This window comes from Rhodobacter sp. TJ_12, from assembly GCF_020023995.1.
In the GTDB taxonomy this organism is placed as follows: Bacteria; Pseudomonadota; Alphaproteobacteria; order Rhodobacterales; family Rhodobacteraceae; genus Rhodobacter.
Map to the genome: position 1 here is coordinate 1 of NZ_NRRD01000018.1, position 18,346 is coordinate 18,346.

At 63.0% G+C, this 18,346-nt stretch carries 18 protein-coding genes and 1 pseudogene; 5 read left to right on the plus strand and 14 right to left on the minus strand.

Annotated features, from left to right (window positions below; all coding sequences use genetic code 11):
• Together CKO11_RS12765 and CKO11_RS12770 are read right to left on the minus strand one after the other, a co-directional pair.
• On the minus strand, positions 1-935 hold a 935-nt coding region (locus CKO11_RS12765), incomplete at its 3' end, for a phage major capsid protein (RefSeq protein ID WP_223639418.1).
• Positions 936-992: 57 nt separating this feature from the next.
• A pseudogene (locus CKO11_RS12770) lies at positions 993-1,664 on the minus strand (head maturation protease, ClpP-related); the annotation flags it as partial.
• A 435-nt stretch (positions 1,665-2,099) separates the two neighbouring features.
• On the opposite strand from CKO11_RS12770, the gene CKO11_RS12775 reads away from it, so the two are divergent.
• The 3 genes from CKO11_RS12775 (at position 2,100) to CKO11_RS12785 (ending at position 5,858) form a co-directional block, all read left to right on the plus strand.
• Entirely contained in the window at positions 2,100-2,750 is a 651-nt protein-coding gene (locus CKO11_RS12775; RefSeq protein ID WP_223639422.1) for a protein-L-isoaspartate O-methyltransferase family protein, read from the plus strand.
• 119 nt (positions 2,751-2,869) lie between these two features.
• Positions 2,870-4,261: a TolC family outer membrane protein gene (locus tag CKO11_RS12780; protein WP_223639424.1), complete on the plus strand. Its 1,392-nt coding sequence runs from the start codon at positions 2,870-2,872 to the stop codon at positions 4,259-4,261.
• 124 nt (positions 4,262-4,385) lie between these two features.
• Complete coding sequence (locus tag CKO11_RS12785; protein WP_223639426.1) at positions 4,386-5,858, plus strand: hypothetical protein; 1,473 nt, start codon at positions 4,386-4,388, stop codon at positions 5,856-5,858.
• Positions 5,859-5,990: 132 nt separating this feature from the next.
• Here CKO11_RS12785 and CKO11_RS12790 read toward each other — a convergent pair whose 3' ends face one another.
• The 3 genes from CKO11_RS12790 to CKO11_RS12800 all read right to left on the minus strand — a co-directional run bounded on the left by CKO11_RS12790 (position 5,991) and on the right by CKO11_RS12800 (position 9,073).
• Positions 5,991-6,311 (minus strand): DUF6280 family protein, encoded by a 321-nt coding sequence (locus CKO11_RS12790; RefSeq protein ID WP_076483818.1) that lies wholly within the window; start codon positions 6,309-6,311, stop codon positions 5,991-5,993.
• Between the two features lie 326 nt (positions 6,312-6,637).
• Entirely contained in the window at positions 6,638-7,363 is a 726-nt protein-coding gene (locus CKO11_RS12795; RefSeq protein ID WP_223639429.1) for a YgfZ/GcvT domain-containing protein, read from the minus strand.
• 45 nt (positions 7,364-7,408) lie between these two features.
• Positions 7,409-9,073, minus strand: a complete 1,665-nt coding sequence (locus CKO11_RS12800; RefSeq protein WP_223639599.1) for an ABC transporter ATP-binding protein — start codon at positions 9,071-9,073, stop codon at positions 7,409-7,411.
• A 261-nt stretch (positions 9,074-9,334) separates the two neighbouring features.
• On the opposite strand from CKO11_RS12800, the gene CKO11_RS12805 reads away from it, so the two are divergent.
• Positions 9,335-10,549 (plus strand): pyridoxal-phosphate-dependent aminotransferase family protein, encoded by a 1,215-nt coding sequence (locus tag CKO11_RS12805; RefSeq protein WP_223639432.1) that lies wholly within the window; start codon positions 9,335-9,337, stop codon positions 10,547-10,549.
• Between the two features lie 4 nt (positions 10,550-10,553).
• Here CKO11_RS12805 and CKO11_RS12810 read toward each other — a convergent pair whose 3' ends face one another.
• The 3 genes from CKO11_RS12810 to CKO11_RS12820 all read right to left on the minus strand — a co-directional run bounded on the left by CKO11_RS12810 (position 10,554) and on the right by CKO11_RS12820 (position 12,634).
• A complete protein-coding gene (locus CKO11_RS12810; protein WP_223639435.1) occupies positions 10,554-10,940 on the minus strand; it encodes a DUF305 domain-containing protein in 387 nt (128 codons plus the stop codon).
• Positions 10,941-11,061: 121 nt separating this feature from the next.
• On the minus strand, positions 11,062-11,457 hold the full coding sequence (locus CKO11_RS12815) for a DUF6858 family protein (RefSeq protein WP_223639438.1): 396 nt from the start codon (positions 11,455-11,457) through the stop codon (positions 11,062-11,064).
• Positions 11,458-11,515: 58 nt separating this feature from the next.
• Positions 11,516-12,634 (minus strand): pyridoxal phosphate-dependent aminotransferase, encoded by a 1,119-nt coding sequence (locus CKO11_RS12820; RefSeq protein WP_223639442.1) that lies wholly within the window; start codon positions 12,632-12,634, stop codon positions 11,516-11,518.
• A 105-nt stretch (positions 12,635-12,739) separates the two neighbouring features.
• Here CKO11_RS12820 and CKO11_RS12825 point away from each other — a divergent pair, with 105 nt between their 5' ends.
• Positions 12,740-13,525: a crotonase/enoyl-CoA hydratase family protein gene (locus tag CKO11_RS12825; RefSeq protein ID WP_223639445.1), complete on the plus strand. Its 786-nt coding sequence runs from the start codon at positions 12,740-12,742 to the stop codon at positions 13,523-13,525.
• 18 nt (positions 13,526-13,543) lie between these two features.
• On the opposite strand, the gene CKO11_RS12830 is transcribed toward CKO11_RS12825, so the two are convergent.
• From CKO11_RS12830 to CKO11_RS12855, 6 genes are all read right to left on the minus strand, one after another.
• Positions 13,544-14,275 (minus strand): SDR family oxidoreductase, encoded by a 732-nt coding sequence (locus tag CKO11_RS12830; RefSeq protein WP_223639448.1) that lies wholly within the window; start codon positions 14,273-14,275, stop codon positions 13,544-13,546.
• A 3-nt stretch (positions 14,276-14,278) separates the two neighbouring features.
• On the minus strand, positions 14,279-15,571 hold the full coding sequence (locus CKO11_RS12835) for an FAD-binding oxidoreductase (RefSeq protein WP_223639453.1): 1,293 nt from the start codon (positions 15,569-15,571) through the stop codon (positions 14,279-14,281).
• Entirely contained in the window at positions 15,568-16,569 is a 1,002-nt protein-coding gene (locus CKO11_RS12840) for a lysylphosphatidylglycerol synthase transmembrane domain-containing protein (protein ID WP_317851808.1), read from the minus strand. Before CKO11_RS12840 ends, CKO11_RS12835 begins: the two co-directional genes overlap by 4 nt.
• Positions 16,570-16,679: 110 nt before the next feature.
• Entirely contained in the window at positions 16,680-17,309 is a 630-nt protein-coding gene (locus CKO11_RS12845) for a 3-oxoacid CoA-transferase subunit B (protein ID WP_223639458.1), read from the minus strand.
• Positions 17,310-17,311: 2 nt separating this feature from the next.
• Positions 17,312-17,527 (minus strand): hypothetical protein, encoded by a 216-nt coding sequence (locus CKO11_RS12850; RefSeq protein ID WP_223639460.1) that lies wholly within the window; start codon positions 17,525-17,527, stop codon positions 17,312-17,314.
• A gap of 2 nt (positions 17,528-17,529) precedes the next feature.
• Positions 17,530-18,282 (minus strand): CoA transferase subunit A, encoded by a 753-nt coding sequence (locus tag CKO11_RS12855; RefSeq protein WP_223639463.1) that lies wholly within the window; start codon positions 18,280-18,282, stop codon positions 17,530-17,532.
• Between the last annotated feature and the right edge of the window lie 64 nt (positions 18,283-18,346).

An 18,346-nucleotide genomic window follows, 5' to 3' on the forward strand; every position in this document is an offset into this window, starting at 1 on the left:
TCGAGTGGCAACAGCAACGGCCCCATGACGATTTGCGTGCCGCCCTCGGCATCCGGCCCGGTTAGCGAGACGGTCAGGCGACCATGGGCCGGGATAGACCCATCGGGCAGCACAATGGGGCCGGTAAGGCTGTCATAGGTGACCGAGGTCACCTGCGAAGAGCCGTTGGCGGCAGTCACGCCGACAGACGCGGCGGTGATCAGACCGTTCGGCTGCGCCGTGCCGCTGCCGGTCGTGAACATCCGGTTGGTGATGCGCCCAAGGCGCGTCACGATACGGGCATTGATGAAGGCCTCGATATCGACCGCCGAATCCTGCAGGAGTTCAAACGGAACCGCGATCACCTTGGAGCTGAACTTGTAGACGCCCAACGGCACCGTGCCGAAGGTCGGATCTGCATCGGTGGCCGAGGTGTTTTCCGGCACCAGTTCACCTTCTTCGCTCGTGCCATCCGAGGTCGGGAACGACATCGGGTTGCCGCTTTCGGTCGAGATCACATCGGCCACCGCGCGCATGCCGCCATAGGCTTTAAGGGCTTCGATGATCGTCGAGGCGACATCGGTCGGGACGGTAAAGCCACCCTCACTGCCGGTCGTGGTCGACATGGTGTTGCGAACCGCAGCCCAATCATCCTCATTCAGCGCGCGCTCGCCGCCCTTGAGGAACTTGGCGAAGGCCTTCATCACCGGGTCGCCATTGCGCTGGCCACGGCGCTCGGCGGCATCAGCCAAATTTTGGGTCGAGGTGCTTTCGGCCAGCTTTTCGTTGAGATCATGGATACGAGCGATCCGATCATCGATTGCGTTCAGCTCATCAATGCCGCGATCATATTCCTCGTTGTGAATCGCAGGGTCATAGTCATCGCGTTTCACCAGAGCTTCCAGCGCAGCCGCAATCGTGCCGCGCTGCTCGCGCAGTTCCTGAAGACTTTTCATCTTCGCTTTCCTTTCATGAAGCGCCGCCACAGCGGCTATTGATCCGGCGCGGCGCGCTCAGATGGGTTTGGCCAGCAGGCGAAGTCGCAGATCACGCGCCCGCTCGGCGCGCGCCGCGATCGGCTCGCTGGCGTCGTTCTCATTGTCGACGGGATCGGGCGCGCCGCCGTCATCAGGCAGCGCGTCATCCGTTTCGTTGACGTCGTCTTCGTCGCTGGCGTCGACCTGCGGGGCATGCGCAAAGGCCGACAAATCCCACGGCTGCTGAGCGCGTTGCGTGCTGTCTTCCGCGATGGCGTCAGCCAAGCCCGCGGCGATGGCCTCTTCTGGCGTGAACCACGTTTCTGCCGCCATCATTTCCACGAATGCATCGCGGCTCGTTGCGTCACCAGAGCGCGCAAAATAGGCGTCTGCGATCAACCCGTCGATCTTTTCGGCCAGATCGGCGGAGGTGCGAAGATCTTCGCAGTTCCCCATGACGATCGACCAGCACCGGTGAATCATTTGCATCGAGCCCGGCACCATTACGCAGCGGGAGCAATTGGCCGCGATGACACTCGCCGCAGAGGCCGCAAGGCTGTCGATCTGGGCCGTGATCGGGTGCGGGTGCTGGCGCATAGCTGCAACCATTGCTTGCGCGCCAAAGACCGAACCGCCAGGCGAATTGATGCGCAGCGTCACCGGGCCGTCGACCTGCGATAGGGCTGCAATGAAGGCGCTCGGCGAGACCCCGCCCCACCAGTAACCAGACCATCAAGCCGGAGGAGATAATCCCGGCACTTAAGGCGCTTGGTTATAGCGTGGAAATGGCGCGCGGCGGAGAGTTGAAATCTGCGTCGTGACCGTCTCAACATTCCCCGTTCGTTCCCGGCCTGTTCCGCCGATTTTCTCAACAGGGGTTGTTTGATTTCAATGGGTTGATTGTGGATTTGCAATCCGCTGCGTAACCTCTCCGCCAACCCGCCGCCTTGAGGTGGCCCTCGATACCCAATCACGCGCGCGGGCGCAAGGGGCTCTGCGCGTCGTCGAGGCGCAGAGCGGTCGCAGGTGGCGTGGAGTGGTGCACCACGGTATGCAAAAGCGCCGCAGCGGGTGGCTGTGCCGTTGCCCCTTGCCCGTTTCTGTGGCAAAACCGCGCAACGAAACCCCTATCGAGAGGTCCCCATGCAGGATTTCGCTGCGCGCCGCACCATGATGGTCGACACTCAGGTTCGCCCCAACGATGTCACCAAATTTCCCATCATCGAGGCTATGCTGACGGTCCCGCGGGAGGATTTCGTGCCCGCGCCGCGCCGCGAGGCAGCCTATGTCGGCGAGAATATCGATCTTGGCGGCGGGCGCGTTCTGCTGGAGCCGCGCAACTTTGCCAAGATGCTTGATGCGATCGACATCCAGCCCAACGATCTTGTTCTCGATGTCGGGGCGGGCATGGGCTATTCGGCGGCGGTGATCGCGCGGATGGCCGAGGCGGTGGTGGCGCTGGAAACCGATGACATGGCCCCCAAGGCAGAGGCGCAGTTGGCGATCCATGATGTCGATAATGCCGCCGTGATTGCGGGGCCGTTGGCTGAAGGCGCGGCGCAACATGGCCCTTATGACGCAATCGTGATCGAGGGCGCCATCGAAAATCTTCCGGCCGCGATCGAGGCGCAGTTGAAAGAAGGTGGCCGGATCATTGCCATTTTCATGGAAGGCGCACTGGGAACCGCGCGACTTGGCCGCAAAATCGACGGCACTTTGGTGTGGCGCGATGTCTTCAATGCGGCAGCACCGGTGCTAGAAGGCTTCACTTTGGCAAAAGAATTCGTACTCTGATTGCAAAACGGTACTGCCCGGTTCATATCGGCTGGTATGAATATGCCGTGAGGACCGGAACAGGATCGGCGGCGGGCACCTTGGCACCAAGGCCGGGGGCATGAAGCGAGGACGAGCAGATGCGCAAGAGTTTGAAACCCCTTCTGATGGCCACGGTGACCGGCTTGGCTTTGGCCGCTGGAACGGTGGCTGCCAGTGCCGAAAGCTTGGCAGATGCGCTGGTGTCGGCCTATCGCAACTCGCATCTGATTGAGCAGTACCGCGCCACCTTGGCCGCAGCGGATGAAGATGTGGCCGGCGCCGTCGCCGCGCTGCGCCCGGTTGTGGATTGGGGGCTGAACTTCGAAACCCAGCGCTGCACCTATCAGGCGGTTTCGACCGGCTGCACCGGGGATTGGAGCGATTTGGCCGCAACGCTGTCGCTGTCGATCGATTGGACGATCTACGATTTTGGTCGCTCTAATCTGAACGTCGGCATCACCAAGGAAACGGTGCTGGCGACCCGCGAGGCGCTGCGCGCGACCGAGCAAGATGTGCTGTTGTCGGCGGTGCAAGCCTATGCCGATGCCAAGGCCGCCGCCGAGCAGGTGGCGATCAACGAAAATTCCGTGCGCGTGATCTCGGAGCAGCTCAAGGCCGCGCGCGACCGGTTTGACGTGGGTGAGGTGACGCGCACCGATGTGTCGCAAGCTGAGGCGTCGCTGGCCGGGGCGCGGGCGTCGCTGGCTGCGGCGCAGGGCACCTATAAAGCGGCGCGCGAGGCTTATAAGGCCGCCATCGGCCATTATCCCAAAGGTCTGTCGCGTCTGCCCAAGGCGCCGACGCTGCCGAAATCAATGGATGCAGCCACCACCACCGCGCTGCGTCAGCACCCGTCGGTCAAGCAGGCACAGCATCAAGCTGCCGTCGCTGATCTGGGGGTGGCGCTGGCCGATGCGCAGCGCATGCCGACGATTTCGGGCGGGGCGACTTTTGCCGACCCGCAAGGGGTCGGGCGGTCCACCACGCTGGATTTGACGATTGGCCAGCGAATTTATTCGGGTGGGGCGATTTCCTCGGCCCGGCGCAAGGCGATTGTCCAGCGCGAAGGCGCGCGTGCTGGCCTGCGTCAGGCCGGGGTGGCGGTGTCGCAAGGCGTTGCCAATGCCTATGCGATGATCGATGTGTATCGCGCGCAGATCCGTGCCTATGATCAACAGATCCAGGCCGCCGACATCGCCTATCGCGGCGTGCGCGAAGAAGCGACGCTGGGGGCACGCACCACGCTTGATGTGCTGGATGCCGAGCAAGACCTGCTGGATGCTCGCGCTTCGCGGATCACCGCGGAAGCCGATTTGCAGGTAGCATATTATCAACTTTTGTCCGCTATGGGTCTATTGACGGTAGAAGACCTCAAGCTCGGGATCCCCACCTATGACCCCGCAGCATATTACAATGCGGTGCAGAACGCGCCTCTTAGTGTTCAAGGTGAGCGCCTTGATCGCGTCTTGCGGGCCATTGGCAAGCAATAAGCTTGCCGCGCGGCACGCGCCATGGGTGCCGACCTGCTTCGATCGGGCAAAGGCCCGGTAAAGAGGGATTCTGCTTTCATCAAAGGGCTGGACAGATGTTCAGTCGGACCGCAGGATTGAGGGCATGATGTCGGAAACCGAGACGAATATCGAAATCGAAGATGTGCTGGCGTCGATTCGTCGCTTGGTATCGCGCGATTCAGAGGCGCCGCGCCCCTCGGCGGTGTCGCATCGCAGCGCCGCTGCGGTCGCCATGCGCGCGCCTGAGCCCGAGGGTGATTTGCGCCCCGAGCAGGCGGTTGTGTCCGACCCAGACCCAGACCCCGAGCCCGTTCCCGAGACCGAAGCGCAGGCAACGCCTGAGCCCGTCGCGGAAGATGTTGGCCTTGACGTTGCTCCAGAGGTAGCCTTGCCCGAAAACGCCGCAGGGGACATGCACGACGCGCCCATGGCCGAAGAAGACACGCTTTCGACGCCCGAATCGGAACCCGATATGCCGGTTGAAGACGCATCCGTTCCCGAGGCCACAACCGAGGCAGGCCCGGAAGAAGAGGTGGATGAGTTTCTTGTCCTGACCCCGGCCTTGCGCGTCGATGAAGCCGAGGCGGACGCGGGGACGGAAGCGGCGCAAGAGATGCCCGATATGCGCGCCGAAGCCCCCCCGAAAGAACTTTCGGAGGCCGAAGCGCTTTTGGCCGAGGCCGAGGCGGCTTTGGCGGGCACGGGCGCGCTTCTTGATGCCTCAAGCGGGTTTGAGACCGAGGAAGATGTGGCAGAGCCCACCCCGCCCTCGGATGATCTGGGCGATGAATTGAGCCGGCTTGAAAGCACGATTGCCGAACTTGAAGCCGCCGTTGCCGAAAGCGATGCCGAGTTTGAGCCCGAAGAGGGGCATCCTTTCGTCGCCGAAGGTGCTGCGCCCTTGACGGAATTGCCGGAAACCTTTGGCCAAGAGGCCCTTGGTGCCTCGTCGGAACCTGAACAAGACGCGTCCGAAGCCGCGCAGGCCGGTGTGGATGCGGCGCCTTCTATGACGGCGGTGGAAGACCTTCCTTCGGTCGAGGATGCGATGGCGGAGCTTGCTCCCGAGACGGTAGAGGGGGGGCAAGACGCACATCTGGACACAGAGCCCGGGCTCGAGGCGGAGGAACAGGACGGGTCCGTTGACCCCGATCTGCAAGATGCGGCTTGGGGCGAAAACCCGAGCGTTGGCATGGATTGGGCCGAGGCAACGCTGAATCTGGCCAGCGGTAGCGGGCGGCGTCGGCTGAGCGTCGAGGATGCGGAAGAAGTCGCACAAGAGGCGGTGAGCCGCCGCTCCAGCTATGAAAGCTTGCGCGATGAGCTTGATGGCGCCGATCTTCCCGAGGAAAGCTATGACGACCCGATGGCCTATGAGGATGAGTATTCGACCGCGGGTTCGGATGAATCGGTGATGGATGATCGCCTGCTGGATGAGGCCGCGCTGCGCGACATGGTCGGGCAGATGGTGCGCGATGAGTTGCGCGGTGCCTTGGGCGAGCGGATCACCCAAAACGTGCGCAAACTTGTCCGTCGCGAAATCCAGCGCGCCCTGATGGGGCAGGCCTACGACTGACCGGCGCGGATCTGCGCACGCACCGGAAAGTGGGGCAGCATTGCCCCGCATTCGCGGTTAGGCGACATACGTTCAAAATGCAAAAGGCGCGCCCGGTGAAGGCGCGCCTTTTGCCATTTGGCTTCGCGGAGCTTAGGCCGCTTCGGCCTCTTCGGCAGCCATGCGGCGTTCGCTTTCTTCGCGCGACAGCGCAACCGAGGTGCGGACCCCTTTGGTGACGAATTCCATCAGGCCTTTGACCACGCGTTCGTTCGGGTCAATCCCGGCGCAGGACAGAACTTCGCGCCCATCCCGCGAGCGCGCCCAGCGGGCGATCTGCTCGGGGCCATTGCCATATTTCTTGTCATCGGCAATCGCATCATCCAGCGCAGCAAGAACCACGGCAGCAAAGAGCTTCCGTGCCCGCTGGCCTTGCTCATAGTTGAATGCGGAGCCGTCAACGAAATCGCGCATTTTCTGTCCTTTTTATTGCTCTTGCGTTTCCTGGCGTGGCGGTCATGTAGGGCGCTTGCGAACCGATTCGATATGGCCTCAAAGACATAACTGCCATGCATTTTTTGCATGGGTGGGTTTGTTCCCGCCCGTATTTAGGGCCTGTTAACGAGAACAGCCGGGCATATATGGCCATCTTGACCAATTGTTCAAGGTTTAATCGCGCAAAAGTCCGGCCAAGGGCTGGCCGCAAGCCGGGGCAGGCACGCGTGGGTGGCAAGGAGTTGTTAGGGCTGATTGTGGCGCGCTATCGCGGATTTGTGAACGGCATGGGGCGGGGCGGCAGATCAAAGCGCGTGAAGCTGAGCCGGTCCCGCGCTGAGCGGCCCATCCAGCGCATCATGACGCATTTGCGCCAGCGCCCGCCCGCCCGATTGGGTGAAAAGCGTGCCAACCGTGCGCGCCCCCGAAACGATCGGCGTGCCGATCGGCGCCGCGCCGGAAATCGCCAATTGCACCAAGCCTTTGCGCAATTCGGTTTTATGCTTCATCCGGGCGGTGACTTCCTGCCCGACATAGCAGCCTTTGCGGAAATCCACGCCATTCAGCCGCTCGAACCCGGCTTCAAGAATATAGGTTTCGGGGGTCAGTTCGATCCCGGTTTCGGGGATCATATGGGCCACGCGCAGCGCGTCCCAATCGCTGCCATCCTCGCCGCTTTCGGCCCCGTATAGGCGCCAGCCCATTTCGGCACAGCGTGGGTCCGCCACGGCCCCTTCGGGCGCGGGACCAGTGCCGCGAAACACCTGAAGGTCCGAGGGCGTGATCGCCACATCGGCGCGCAGCTTATACATCATCAGCCGTTTCACCGTCGCCTCGGCCAAGCTGGCCGCGATATCAAGCAAGATCGTATCGCCTTGTGGAACAAGGAAGAAATCGGCCAGATATTTGCCCTGTGGCGTCAGCAGCGCCGCGTAGATCGGCCCTTGGGCCAGTTTCTTGACATCGTTGCTCACCAGCCCTTGCAGGAAATGCTCCCGGTCGGGGCCGGTTATTTCATAGATCGTGCGCATGGTGCCTCCTTACCCCGATATGGCCAACGATATGGGTGGCGAACGTCATTCGACAAGCTGCATCCGGCACAACCCCGCATAGGCCCCGCCGCGCGCCAAAAGGTCGTCATGCGTGCCTTCTTCGACCACCTCGCCCGCGACGATGACCACGATCTTGTCGGCATTGCGCACGGTGGATAGCCGATGCGCGATCACCAGCGTGGTGCGCCCTTGCGATAGCTCGGCCAGCGCTTGCGCCACCTTTGCCTCGGAGGCGGTATCCAGCGCCGAGGTCGCCTCGTCCAAAAGCAAGATCGGCGCATCGCGCAGCACGGCGCGCGCGATCGCCACGCGCTGGCGCTGTCCGCCCGATAGCGCCGAACCGCGCGGCCCGGCGGGGGTATCAAGCCCTTCGGGTAGGGTAGCCGTGAATTCGCTGACATGGGCGGTGTCCAAGGCGCGGGCGAGCGCCGCCTCGCTGACATCTGTGCGGCCCAGCAGGATGTTTTCGCGGATCGTTTCGTCAAAAAGCGCCGCATCTTGGGTCACTGTCGAAAACAACTGGCGCAGCGCGGCAAGATCCAGTGCGGTCACAGGCACGCCCCCCACCGAGATCGCGCCCGATTGCGCATCGACGAGCCGGGTCAACAGGTTGAACACACTCGATTTCCCTGCCCCCGAGGGGCCAACCAGCGCGGTGGTTTGCCCGGCTTCAGCGGTAAAGGAGAGCCCGCGCAGCACCGGTTTGGTGCCATAGGCGAAATCGACCTTGTCAAAGCGCACTGCGGTGGTGGCGGGGAGCGCCTTCGGTGCGGCCGGAGAGGTCACGGCGGGTGTGATGTCAAACACCCGGTACAGCCGTTCCAGACTGGCCGCGGCCGTTTGCCAGATCCCCGCAAGCCCGCCCAAGCGGCGCAGCGGCTGAAAGGCCAGCGCCATGGCGGTAAAGAAAGACATGAACTCGCCCACCGTGCGTTCCCCCGCGACGATCTGCGGCCCCCCCAGCACCAAAACGGCAAAGAAGCCCAGCCCGGTGACCGCATCGATCAGCGCGGGAATGGTGGATTGCGACAGCGCCATTTTCACCATGGCTTGGCGGATCTGCGTCACCAGCTTGTCGAACCGGGCGACCTGATAGCCCTCCATCTGGTAAAGCTTGACTGCACCGACGCCGTGAAACACCTCGTCCAGCCGGGTGGCGCGCGCACCCGATTGGTGGCGCATCTGCCCGGTCTTGCGCCGGATATAGCTTTGGGCAAGCGCGGTGGGTGCGATCAAAAGCGGGGCTCCGATCAGCGCGGCCAAGGTCCAACGCCAGTCGATAGAAATGGCCACGGCGAAAAGCGCGATCAGCGAAATCGCATCGCGCCCAGCCCCGGTGATGAACACCTGCCACACCCCCTGCACCGCCAAAGTGTCGCCTTGCACCCGTTCAATCAGCGCGCCGGGCGGGTTTTCCTGAAAAAAGCTTTGGTCAAGTCGCAGGATATGGCGCAGCAAATCCACTTGCATATCGCTTGAGGCGCGCTGCGCCACATCGGTCAAAAGTCCGCGCGCCCCGATCGACGTGACCGCGCGGATCAGGAACAGCCCAAAGATCGCCCCGCCAACCAGCCAGATCAGCCCGGATTGCCCCGCGCCAAAGACCTTGTCAAAGAGCGGCTCCAGCATCCAGCTCAGGACACCCAGACAGCCCCCCTCGACCGCCAGAAGCAGGGCGGCGAGCGCCATCTTTTTCCAATGGCGCCAAAGATAATCGCGCCAGATCCGCCCGAAAAGGGCGCGCGATCCATAGCGTTCCGCGCGCGGGGCCGTGGGGGCGGGGTCGGTCGAATGGGTCACGCGGGCCTCTGGGTCATGGCGGGATGGGTTCGGGATAGCGCGATTGGCGCAAGGCGGCAAGGCACGCGGGATTTGTGCCCGTTACAACGCCTGCGTTGACAGGGTGCGCGGCGCGGGACTACCGCTTTTCCACCCGATTGGAGACTTCCCATGACCCCGCGTTCCAGCCTTGCCCATGGCCGTTCCTATCTTGCCATTCCCGGCCCTTCGGTGATGCCGGAACGGGTGCTGGCGGCGATGCATCGCTCTGCCCCCAATATCTATGAAGGCGATCTGGTCGATCTGACCGCGCGGGTGGTGGCCGATTTGCGCCGCGTCGCGCTGAGCACCGGGCATGTGGCGATCTATATCTGTAATGGTCATGGCACGTGGGAGGCTTCGGTCGCGAACCTGTTTTCGCGCGGGGATAAGGTGTTGTCCTTGCAAACCGGGCGGTTCGGCGTGGGCTGGGCGGTGCAGGCTCAGGCGATGGGCGTGACGGTCGAAGCGTTGGATTTCGGCCTGTCTGCGCCGGTCGATCCGAACCGGGTAGAGGCCGCTTTGCGCGCCGATCCGCGCCACGAGATCAAGGCGGTACTGCTGACCCATGTCGATACCGCCACCTCTATCCGCAATGACGTGGCGGCGGTGCGCGCGGCGATGGATGCGGCGGGGCATCCGGCGCTTTTGGCGGTGGATTGCATCGCCTCGCTTGCCTGTGATGCGTTTCGTTTCGACGATTGGGGCGTCGATGTGATGCTAGCGGCCAGCCAAAAGGGGCTGATGGTGCCGCCGGGGCTGGGGTTTGTTTGGGTGTCGGATAAGGCCGTGGCGGCGGGCCAATCCGCCGATCTGCGCACGCCCTACTGGAATTGGGGGCCGCGGCTCGCGCCGGAATTCTATTACCAGCATTTTGGCGGCACTGCGCCCACGCATCATCTGTTTGGCATGGCGGAATCGCTGACGATGATCTTGGAAGAAGAGGGGCTTCCCCATGTTTGGGCACGCCACCGCGCCTTGGCGCGGGCGGTGGGGGCCGCGTTCGAGGCATGGGGGCAGGGCGGCGCGATTGCGCTGAATGTCGCTGACCCGGCATTCCGTGCGGGCTCGGTTACCGCGGCGCGGATTGCCCAAGGCGGGGCGGAGCGTCTGCGCCGCTGGTGCGAGGCCGAGGCAGGCGTGACGTTGGGCATTGGGCTTGGCATGGCCCCGCCCGGCACGCCCGAGGCCGATGATTTTTTGCGTGTCGCGCATATGGGCCATGTGAATGCGCATATGACGCTGGGCGTTTTGGCGGTAATGGAGGCCGGGCTGCAAGCGCTGTCGATCCCGCATGGAACGGGCGGCATTCAGGCCGCCGCCGCCGTTGTGGCGGCTGGGGCGTAACGGGTCAGCGCTGGCCGTGTTTGACAAGCCAGCCTTCCAACCAGTCCAGCTCGGCCTGATCGCGTTCCAGCATCGCCTTGGCGCGCTGGCGCAGCGCGGGGTCGGCGCCGTTTTCAAGCACGATCCGCGCCATCTCCATAGCGCCTTGGTGGTGGGGCACCATCGCACGCACGAAATCAAGATCGGCGTCGCCGGTATAGGGGGTGCTCATCCCGGTTTGCATTCGGGCGCGGGCCGCCTCGAATGCCGGGGTCGAAGGGGCGGCATCGGCCGTCGCGCTGGCCGTGGGATGGGGTGGGGGCGCAGGCAGATCACCGGCATAGGCGCCAAACGTCAGCGCGAAAGCAAGCGGGCTGAAAAGGGCAAGAGAGCGTCGGGTTCGGGGGGACATCTGCGACTCCTTCATCGGTGTCGGCAGAGTGGCGCAGCCGCGCTGTTGGGGGCAAATCAAGGCCGCGCGAGAGCGGCGTGAGCCCGCGCCCAAAAGCCCGGGCTCACACTGTGTTGAGCGATCAGCCCTTCAGATCGGCCAGCGACTTGCACCACGCTTCCATTTCCTTGGTCGCCAGTTCCATCGGCGGCTCAAGGAACGTCAGGTGGAAGGCCTCGCCAAGATCGGCCACGCCGATCGCGCGCGGGCGCACAGCCAGCACATGGGCATTGGGCAGCGCCACGCCAAAGCAGAAAACGATGTTCTGCGCGGCGAGGATCGAGCGGTCGATCGTGCCTTCGATGGCGGTGGTGTGGGCGTAATGGTCGAAGGTGGCGATATAGGCGACCTTCGGATGGGCATCGATTTTTTCCTTCAGCTTGGCCATCACATCATCGACGGTGGCGCAGCTTGTTTCGGTCTTTGGAAGGGTCAGGTCGAAGACCGGATATTTCTCCATCAAAAGATACTGTTTCATGCCTGACCTTTCCCGTGGATGTATCTTTTGAAATGGCTGCACGGGCCTAGGGGATGGGTCAACCCGGCGTTCTGTCGCGGGCGCGTGCCAACGCATCGGGCAGCGCGGCGGCCAAGGCGTGCATCTCTGGTTCGGGGCCGCAGGAAATGCGGATGCAGCGGTCTTGTGGGGCCACGCCAGGTTTGCGCACGAACACATCGGCTTGTGCCAGCTCTTCCAGAACGGCGGTGGCAAAGGCCCCATCCGCGCCGCAATCGACGGCGACGAAATTCGCCGCCGAGGGCAGCGGCTCCAGCCCGTTGTCGCGCGCGATTTGCGCGATGGTGTTGCGCGAGCCTTCGACCAAGCGGCGCATATAGGCAAGCCATGTTTTGTCTTGCAGCGCGGCCAGCGCCCCCGCCTGAGACATCCGGCACATGCCGAAATGATTGCGGATCTTGTCAAAGGCGGCGATCAGTTCGGGGTGGGCAAGCGCATAGCCGACCCGCGCCCCCGCCAGCCCATGCGCCTTGGAAAAAGTGCGCATGCGGATCACACGGGGATCATTGGCGTCTATCGGGGCCTCGGTCCCTTCGGGCGCCAGTTCGACATAGGCTTCATCCAGAACCATCAACGTGCCACTGGGCACCCGGCTGACCATCTCCGCCATCACTGTGCCGGGGTGATGGGACGCCATCGGATTGTCGGGGTTAGAGATGTAAAGCAGCTTGGGGCCGATCTCGGCGGCCTTGGCCAAAAGCGCCTCGGGGTCTTCGTGGTCGCCCTTATAGGGCAGCTTGTGCAAGATGCCGCCAAAGCCGGTGACATGGAAGTTGAAGGTCGGATAGGCCCCGTCCGAGGTCACGACGCTGTCGCCCGGTTCGATCAGCAACCGGCACAGATAGCCTAAAAGTCCGTCGATCCCCTCGCCGACGATGACGTTTTCGGGCGCGCAGCCGTGATGCGCGGCCAGCGCATGGCGCAGGTCGTGGTTTTCCGCATCGCCATACATCCACGCTTCGCCCGCCGCGGCGGCCATCGCGGCAATCGCGCGGGGGCTGGGGCCGAACCCGTTTTCATTCGCGCCGAGCCGGGCGGTGAAGGGGCGGCCCCGGCGGCGTTCCAGCGTATCGGGCCCGACAAAGGGCACGTTGGCGGGCAGGGCGGCGACAAGCGGCGTGTAGCGTGGCTGGGTCATCCCTCATGGCTAGGGGCAAAGTCGCAATGGGTAAAGCGGCTTTCGCAGCGTCACACAGGCGCGGGGCGGCGTTTCATGGCAAGTTGGCGCAAAGAGGAGGGCGTAATGAACCGGGTAGAGGTGCAAAAGGCGGAGGGTGTGGCGGTTGTCACCCTTGCGCGTCCCGACAAGATGAACGCGGTCGATTTCGAGATGATCGATACGTTGATCGCTGTGGCAGAGGATTTGGCCGCCGATGCCAGCTTGCGCGCGGTGGTGCTGACCGGTGCGGGCCGCGCCTTTTGCGCGGGGCTGGATGTGGCGAATTTCTCGGCCCTTGCTTTGGGCGACCCGGAGGGGCTGATTATGCCGCGCAGTCATGGGGCGGCAAACCGGTTTCAGCAGTTTTCTTTGTGTTGGCGGGCGCTGCCGGCGCCGGTGATCGCGGCGCTCCACGGCGTGGTGTTTGGCGCGGGTCTGCAACTGGCTGCGGGGGCGGATGTGCGTATTGCCGCGCCGGGCACGCGGTTGTCGATCATGGAGATGAAATGGGGCCTTGTGCCCGATATGGGCGGCATGGTCACCTTGCCCAAAATCCTGCGCGCCGATCATCTGCGCCGCATGACTTGGACCGCAGAAGAGATTCTGGCCGAAGAGGCCATGCAGATCGGGTTGGTGACCGAACTGGCCGAAGACCCGCTGGCGCGCGCCAAGGCTTTGGCGCGTCAGATCGCGGGCAAATCTCCCTCGGCTATTCGTGCGGCGAAGCGGTTGATCGAGGTCGCCTATACCGCGCCCGAGGCGGAGGTGTTGGAGCGCGAAAGCCGCGAGCAAACCGATCTGATCGGGAAACCCGATCAGATGGAGGTGATTGCCGCGAATATGCAAGGCCGCGCGCCACAGTTTGACTAGGCGCGGGCCAGTCCGCCGTTAGATCGACATTTTCTTGAAGATCGGCTCGGGGATCGCGCGGATCACCATCATGATGAAATACCAGATCCGGGCGGTGTACAGCACATTGGCGCGCCGCTCGATGCCGCCCATGATATCTTCGGCCACTTGCTCGGGTTTGGCCATGAAGGGCAGTTTCATCCCCGCCGTCATGCGCGTTTCCACCGGGCCGGGTTTCACCGTCATCACATGGACGCCTTTGCGGCCAAGCCGGTTGCGCAGGCCTGAAAGATAGGTGGCAAAGCCAGCTTTCGCAGCGCCATAGACATAGTTGCCCACGCGGCCACGGTCGCCCGCGACCGAACCGACGCCCACAATCACGCCCTCGCCGCGCGCTTCCATCACCGGCGCGAGCAGCGACAGGAATTTGGCCGGACCGGTGAAATTGTCGGTCACCACCGCGTCGATCAGCGCCGGATCGGCATCAATCGCGCTTTGCTCGGGCATGGTGCCAACAAAGCAAGCAAGGTTCAGCACGCCTTGCGTTGCGGACAGTTTGTCGATCAGCGGGGCGAAGGCCGCATCGTCACGAATGTCGAAAGCGATGGTTTCCACTTCGGCGGCACCGCGCAATTTGCAGTCTTTCGCGAGCGTTTCCAGCTCTTCCATATCACGGCCCGCCAGCATCAGCCGGGCGCCATCAATCGCCAAACGGCGCAGGAAGGGGCGGGCCATACCGGAAGTGGCCCCGAGAACGATCCAGTTTTGCATGCCTCAGGCACTCCTCAGGTTCAAGCGTCTTACAAGGTCGGTTTGATAGGCGCCGGTCGGGTCGGCGCGGGCGACCTCTTCTTGCCAGAGAGACAGTTCAGGATACATGCCGCGGATGCGCGCACCCTCGGCCAAGGCATCTTTGGCAAAATAAAGCCGCCCGCCTGCCTCCGCCGTGTCAATTTCCAGCGCGCGGATCAAATCGCGCGCGGCGGGGCGGTTCGGAAAGTCGATGGCCAGCGTATAGCCCTCCATCGGGAAGCTGAGGTAGCCCGCGCGCCCCGCCCCCATCCGTTTGAGCACCGCCAAGGGCGAGGCAAGGCCTGAGGTGGAGATGCGCTCCATCATCGCGCGCAGCGCACGGGCCGAGGAAAGCGGCACCACGCATTGAAATTGGTGAAAGCCGCGCCGCCCATAAAGGCGGTTCCAGTCGTGGATTTTATCGAGCGGAAAGAAGAAATCCGCCATCGGGCGCGCAATTGTGCGGCCCTGCGCGGGCACGCGGCGGTAATAGGCTTGATTAAAGGCGCGCACCACCGGGGCCGATAAGGCGAAATGCGGCGCATCCATCGGCACTTTGGCGGTGCGCTTGCGTTCTTTCACCACGCCTTGGCCAATCTCGGCTTCTTCGACAATGCCACGCCCCATGGTCGAGCCGGTGGCAGTCGCATCAATCCAGCCCACAGTATAGCTGGCCTCGGAGGTATCCAGAAACGCCAGATGTTCGTCCCAGTCGCGCGCGCGGCGTTCGGTGACCAGCATCAGATTGCCATCGCAACGCTTCAGCCGCAGCGTGGCACGTAAAATCACCCCGGTTTGGCCCAGCCCGCCAACGGTGGCTTGAAAGAGGGCCGTGCCCGGGGTGGCGGTGACCTCTGCCCCATTTTGCAACAGCACAATCTCGGTTACATGCGCGCCGAAGCTGCCAACGTGATGGTGGTTCTTGCCATGCACATCTTGCGCGATGCAGCCGCCGACCGTGGCAAAACCGGTGCCCGGCATCACCGCCGGAATCCAGCCTTGCGGCACAAAGGCGGCGGCGACATCGCCGATCCGGGCGCCGGCTTCAACCGTTAGGCAGCCGGTTTCGGGGTCAAAGGCCAGAAACCGATCAAAGCCGCTCATATCCACCATGGCCCCGGCTGAATTAAGCGGCGCATCGCCATAAGAGCGGCGCATCCCAAAAGCGGGAGTTGGCGGCAGGTCTGCCAGATGGCGCAGCTTTTCGGGGCGGGCGACCGGGCCTTTGGCGCGAAGTGCCCGGCCCCAGCCAGTGTAATGGGTGTCTTTGGTCATTGGCCGCCTCCTTGCGGCGCATGCAGCGAGGCGCGCTCGGCGAGCGGAAAGACCGCAAGCCCGATCGCAATGGCAAACCACAGCGTGGTGAGCCGGATCACAGCCGTTGCGGGGACAGAGACCTCAAGCGGGACGCCATCAAGGCTCAAAAGCGCCACCATCGCCGCCTCCGCCCCGCCAAGGCCCCCCGGTGCGCCTGTGAGCCCGCCCGCGAGCGTGGAAAAGATAAAGATCGCAACCGCTTTCCAAAGCCCGATTTCGGCCCCCATGAAGCCCAAAAGCAGATGGAACGCATAGCCCTCTGCCATCCAGCCTGCGAAACCAAGCGTGAGCGCAAGGGCGAGCGTTGGGCCGTGGCTGAACCGCGCAAGCGAACGCGCGGCCTGGCGGGCACGGGCAAAAAGGCGCGGCAAGCGGCCCAAGGCGCGATAGGCCAAGGTGACAAGCGCGGCAAGAAGTTTGGGGCGTGTCGCCACCACCGCAGCCACAAGCGCCAGCATTGTGACGGGCAGCGCCCCCGCAATCCCGCCCGCGGCGAGCGAAATGGCCAGCGCCAAGATCAGCCCCATCACGGCCAAATCACCGGCGCGGTCCATCAGCACCAAGGGCGCGGTGCGCTCGACCGCCCAGCCGGTTTCGCGTTTGAGCCAGCGCATCCGCACCAATTCCCCCACCCGGCCCGGCGTGACCGACATGGCAAAGCCGCCAAGGTAGTGTCGGAAATCTTGGACGAGGTGTGTCGGCAGGCCCAAACGGCGCGCCAGAACATGCCAGCGCAGACCGCGCAGCGCATAATTGGCAAGCGAAAGCCCCAAAAGCGCGATGATCTGCCAAAGATGCAGGCGGGTCAGTTGCGCCCAAGTTTCTTCCCATCCCGTGGCCGAGGCAAGACCCGCAAGCCCAAGGCCCACCAGCGCCAACAGCCCGAGGATCAGCGCTTTGTCGCGCCAGCGGCGGGCAAGGGATGGGGCCGGGGATGTGTTTGGACTGAGGCTCATCATTGCCCTGCATCTAGTGGTTAATTGGGGCAGGAATATGATGTTGTTGCGGGCTCGCGAACAATTTTAAGGATGAAAGCCCCGCGCTGGGCGAGGCTTTTGGGGTTTGCTTAGTCGACGATGGTGGCCTCGGTCGCGGCGCGCAATTCTGCCTCGGTCACGCCATCGGCGAGTTCCACAATTTTCAGCCCGCCCGGGACCACATCCATCACGCCAAGGTTGGAGATGATCCGATCCACCACCGCTTTACCGGTGAGCGGCAGGGTGCATTTGTGCAAGACCTTGGAATCGCCGTGCTTGTTGGTGTGATCCATCACCACCACCACGCGCTTGACCCCGGCCACAAGATCCATTGCCCCGCCCATGCCCTTGACGAGCTTGCCAGGGATCATCCAGTTTGCCAGATCGCCCTCTTCGCTGACCTCCATCGCGCCCAAGATCGCCATTGCGATTTTGCCGCCACGGATCATGCCAAAGCTGGTGGCACTATCAAAATAGACGGTCTGGGGCAGTTCGGTGATGGTTTGCTTGCCCGCGTTGATCAGATCGGGGTCTTCTTCGCCCTCATAGGGAAAGGGGCCCATGCCAAGCATCCCGTTTTCCGATTGCAGCGTGACCGAAACGCCCTCGGGGATGAAGTTCGGCACCAAGGTCGGAATGCCGATGCCAAGGTTCACATAGGTGCCGTCTTGTAGCTCTTTCGCGGCGCGCGCCGCCATCTGGTTGCGATCCCACGCCATGATCACGCCTCCCCAAGTTGATGAACAATTTCGTCGAGAGACTCGACAATTGCACCCTGAACATGGGCGTTCATTAAACTTTGGGCCAACTCCAATTCGGCAGATAACCTTGCTTGGGAGGAAGCAAAGACTTCATCTTCAAGTAAGCTCTTGGCCTCGCCTCTAAAGTAAATGAACAGATCAATTGTGTCGGCTGCATCGGGCCAATTCTTCGGCATGATCACGCCTCCCCTTTGTCGCCGCAGCCGCCACCGGCCCCTGCCGGGGTCGGGGCATCCGCGCGTTTGCGCGTGGTGCGCTGTTCGATGCGCTTTTCATGCTGGCCTTGCACAAGGCGGTGCACATAGATGCCCGGCAGGTGGATGTGGTCGGGGTCAAGGCTGCCCACGGGCACGATTTCCTCTACCTCCATCACGCAGACCTTGCCGCACATCGCGGCAGGCGGGTTGAAGTTGCGCGCGGTCTTGCGGAAAATCGCATTCCCAGAGGTATCCGCCTTCCACGCTTTGACGATCGAGACATCGGCGAAGATGCCGGTTTCCAGAATATAGGTCTCGCCGTTGAAGTCTTTGTGCTCTTTGCCCTCGGCAATCACCGTGCCGACGCCGGTTTTGGTGTAAAAGCCCGGAATGCCGTGGCCCGCCGCGCGCATCCGCTCGGCCAAAGTGCCTTGGGGATTGAATTCGAGTTCAAGCTCGCCCGACAGATATTGCCGCATAAATTCGGCATTCTCGCCCACGTAAGACGAGATCATCTTTTTGATCTGCTTGGTATCCAGCAGCTTGCCAAGGCCAAAGCCATCCACGCCGCAGTTGTTCGAGGCGATGGTGATATCCTTCACGCCGCTTTCAACCAGCGCATCGATGCAAAGCTCTGGGATACCACACAGGCCAAATCCTCCCGCGGCCAGTGTCATCCCGTCGAACAAAAGCCCGTCAAGGGCTTCTGCCGCCGAGCCGTAAATCTTGTTCATGGAAACCTCCCGAAATCCCTTCGGAAAGTTGTGACGAAGCTAGGCACGCAAGTCAATTGCCGCG

Coding starts and splice junctions, on each gene's coding strand:
- CKO11_RS12775 (WP_223639422.1), top strand. CDS start 2,100: ATGCAGGATTTCGCTGCGCGCCGCACCATGATGGTCGACACTCAGGTT.
- CKO11_RS12780 (WP_223639424.1), top strand. CDS start 2,870: ATGCGCAAGAGTTTGAAACCCCTTCTGATGGCCACGGTGACCGGCTTG.
- CKO11_RS12785 (WP_223639426.1), top strand. CDS start 4,386: ATGATGTCGGAAACCGAGACGAATATCGAAATCGAAGATGTGCTGGCG.
- CKO11_RS12790 (WP_076483818.1), bottom strand. CDS start 6,311: ATGCGCGATTTCGTTGACGGCTCCGCATTCAACTATGAGCAAGGCCAG.
- CKO11_RS12795 (WP_223639429.1), bottom strand. CDS start 7,363: ATGCGCACGATCTATGAAATAACCGGCCCCGACCGGGAGCATTTCCTG.
- CKO11_RS12800 (WP_223639599.1), bottom strand. CDS start 9,073: ATGGCGCTCGCCGCCCTGCTTCTGGCGGTCGAGGGGGGCTGTCTGGGT.
- CKO11_RS12805 (WP_223639432.1), top strand. CDS start 9,335: ATGACCCCGCGTTCCAGCCTTGCCCATGGCCGTTCCTATCTTGCCATT.
- CKO11_RS12810 (WP_223639435.1), bottom strand. CDS start 10,940: ATGTCCCCCCGAACCCGACGCTCTCTTGCCCTTTTCAGCCCGCTTGCT.
- CKO11_RS12815 (WP_223639438.1), bottom strand. CDS start 11,457: ATGAAACAGTATCTTTTGATGGAGAAATATCCGGTCTTCGACCTGACC.
- CKO11_RS12820 (WP_223639442.1), bottom strand. CDS start 12,634: ATGACCCAGCCACGCTACACGCCGCTTGTCGCCGCCCTGCCCGCCAAC.
- CKO11_RS12825 (WP_223639445.1), top strand. CDS start 12,740: ATGAACCGGGTAGAGGTGCAAAAGGCGGAGGGTGTGGCGGTTGTCACC.
- CKO11_RS12830 (WP_223639448.1), bottom strand. CDS start 14,275: ATGCAAAACTGGATCGTTCTCGGGGCCACTTCCGGTATGGCCCGCCCC.
- CKO11_RS12835 (WP_223639453.1), bottom strand. CDS start 15,571: ATGACCAAAGACACCCATTACACTGGCTGGGGCCGGGCACTTCGCGCC.
- CKO11_RS12840 (WP_317851808.1), bottom strand. CDS start 16,569: ATGAGCCTCAGTCCAAACACATCCCCGGCCCCATCCCTTGCCCGCCGC.
- CKO11_RS12845 (WP_223639458.1), bottom strand. CDS start 17,309: ATGGCGTGGGATCGCAACCAGATGGCGGCGCGCGCCGCGAAAGAGCTA.
- CKO11_RS12850 (WP_223639460.1), bottom strand. CDS start 17,527: ATGCCGAAGAATTGGCCCGATGCAGCCGACACAATTGATCTGTTCATT.
- CKO11_RS12855 (WP_223639463.1), bottom strand. CDS start 18,282: ATGAACAAGATTTACGGCTCGGCGGCAGAAGCCCTTGACGGGCTTTTG.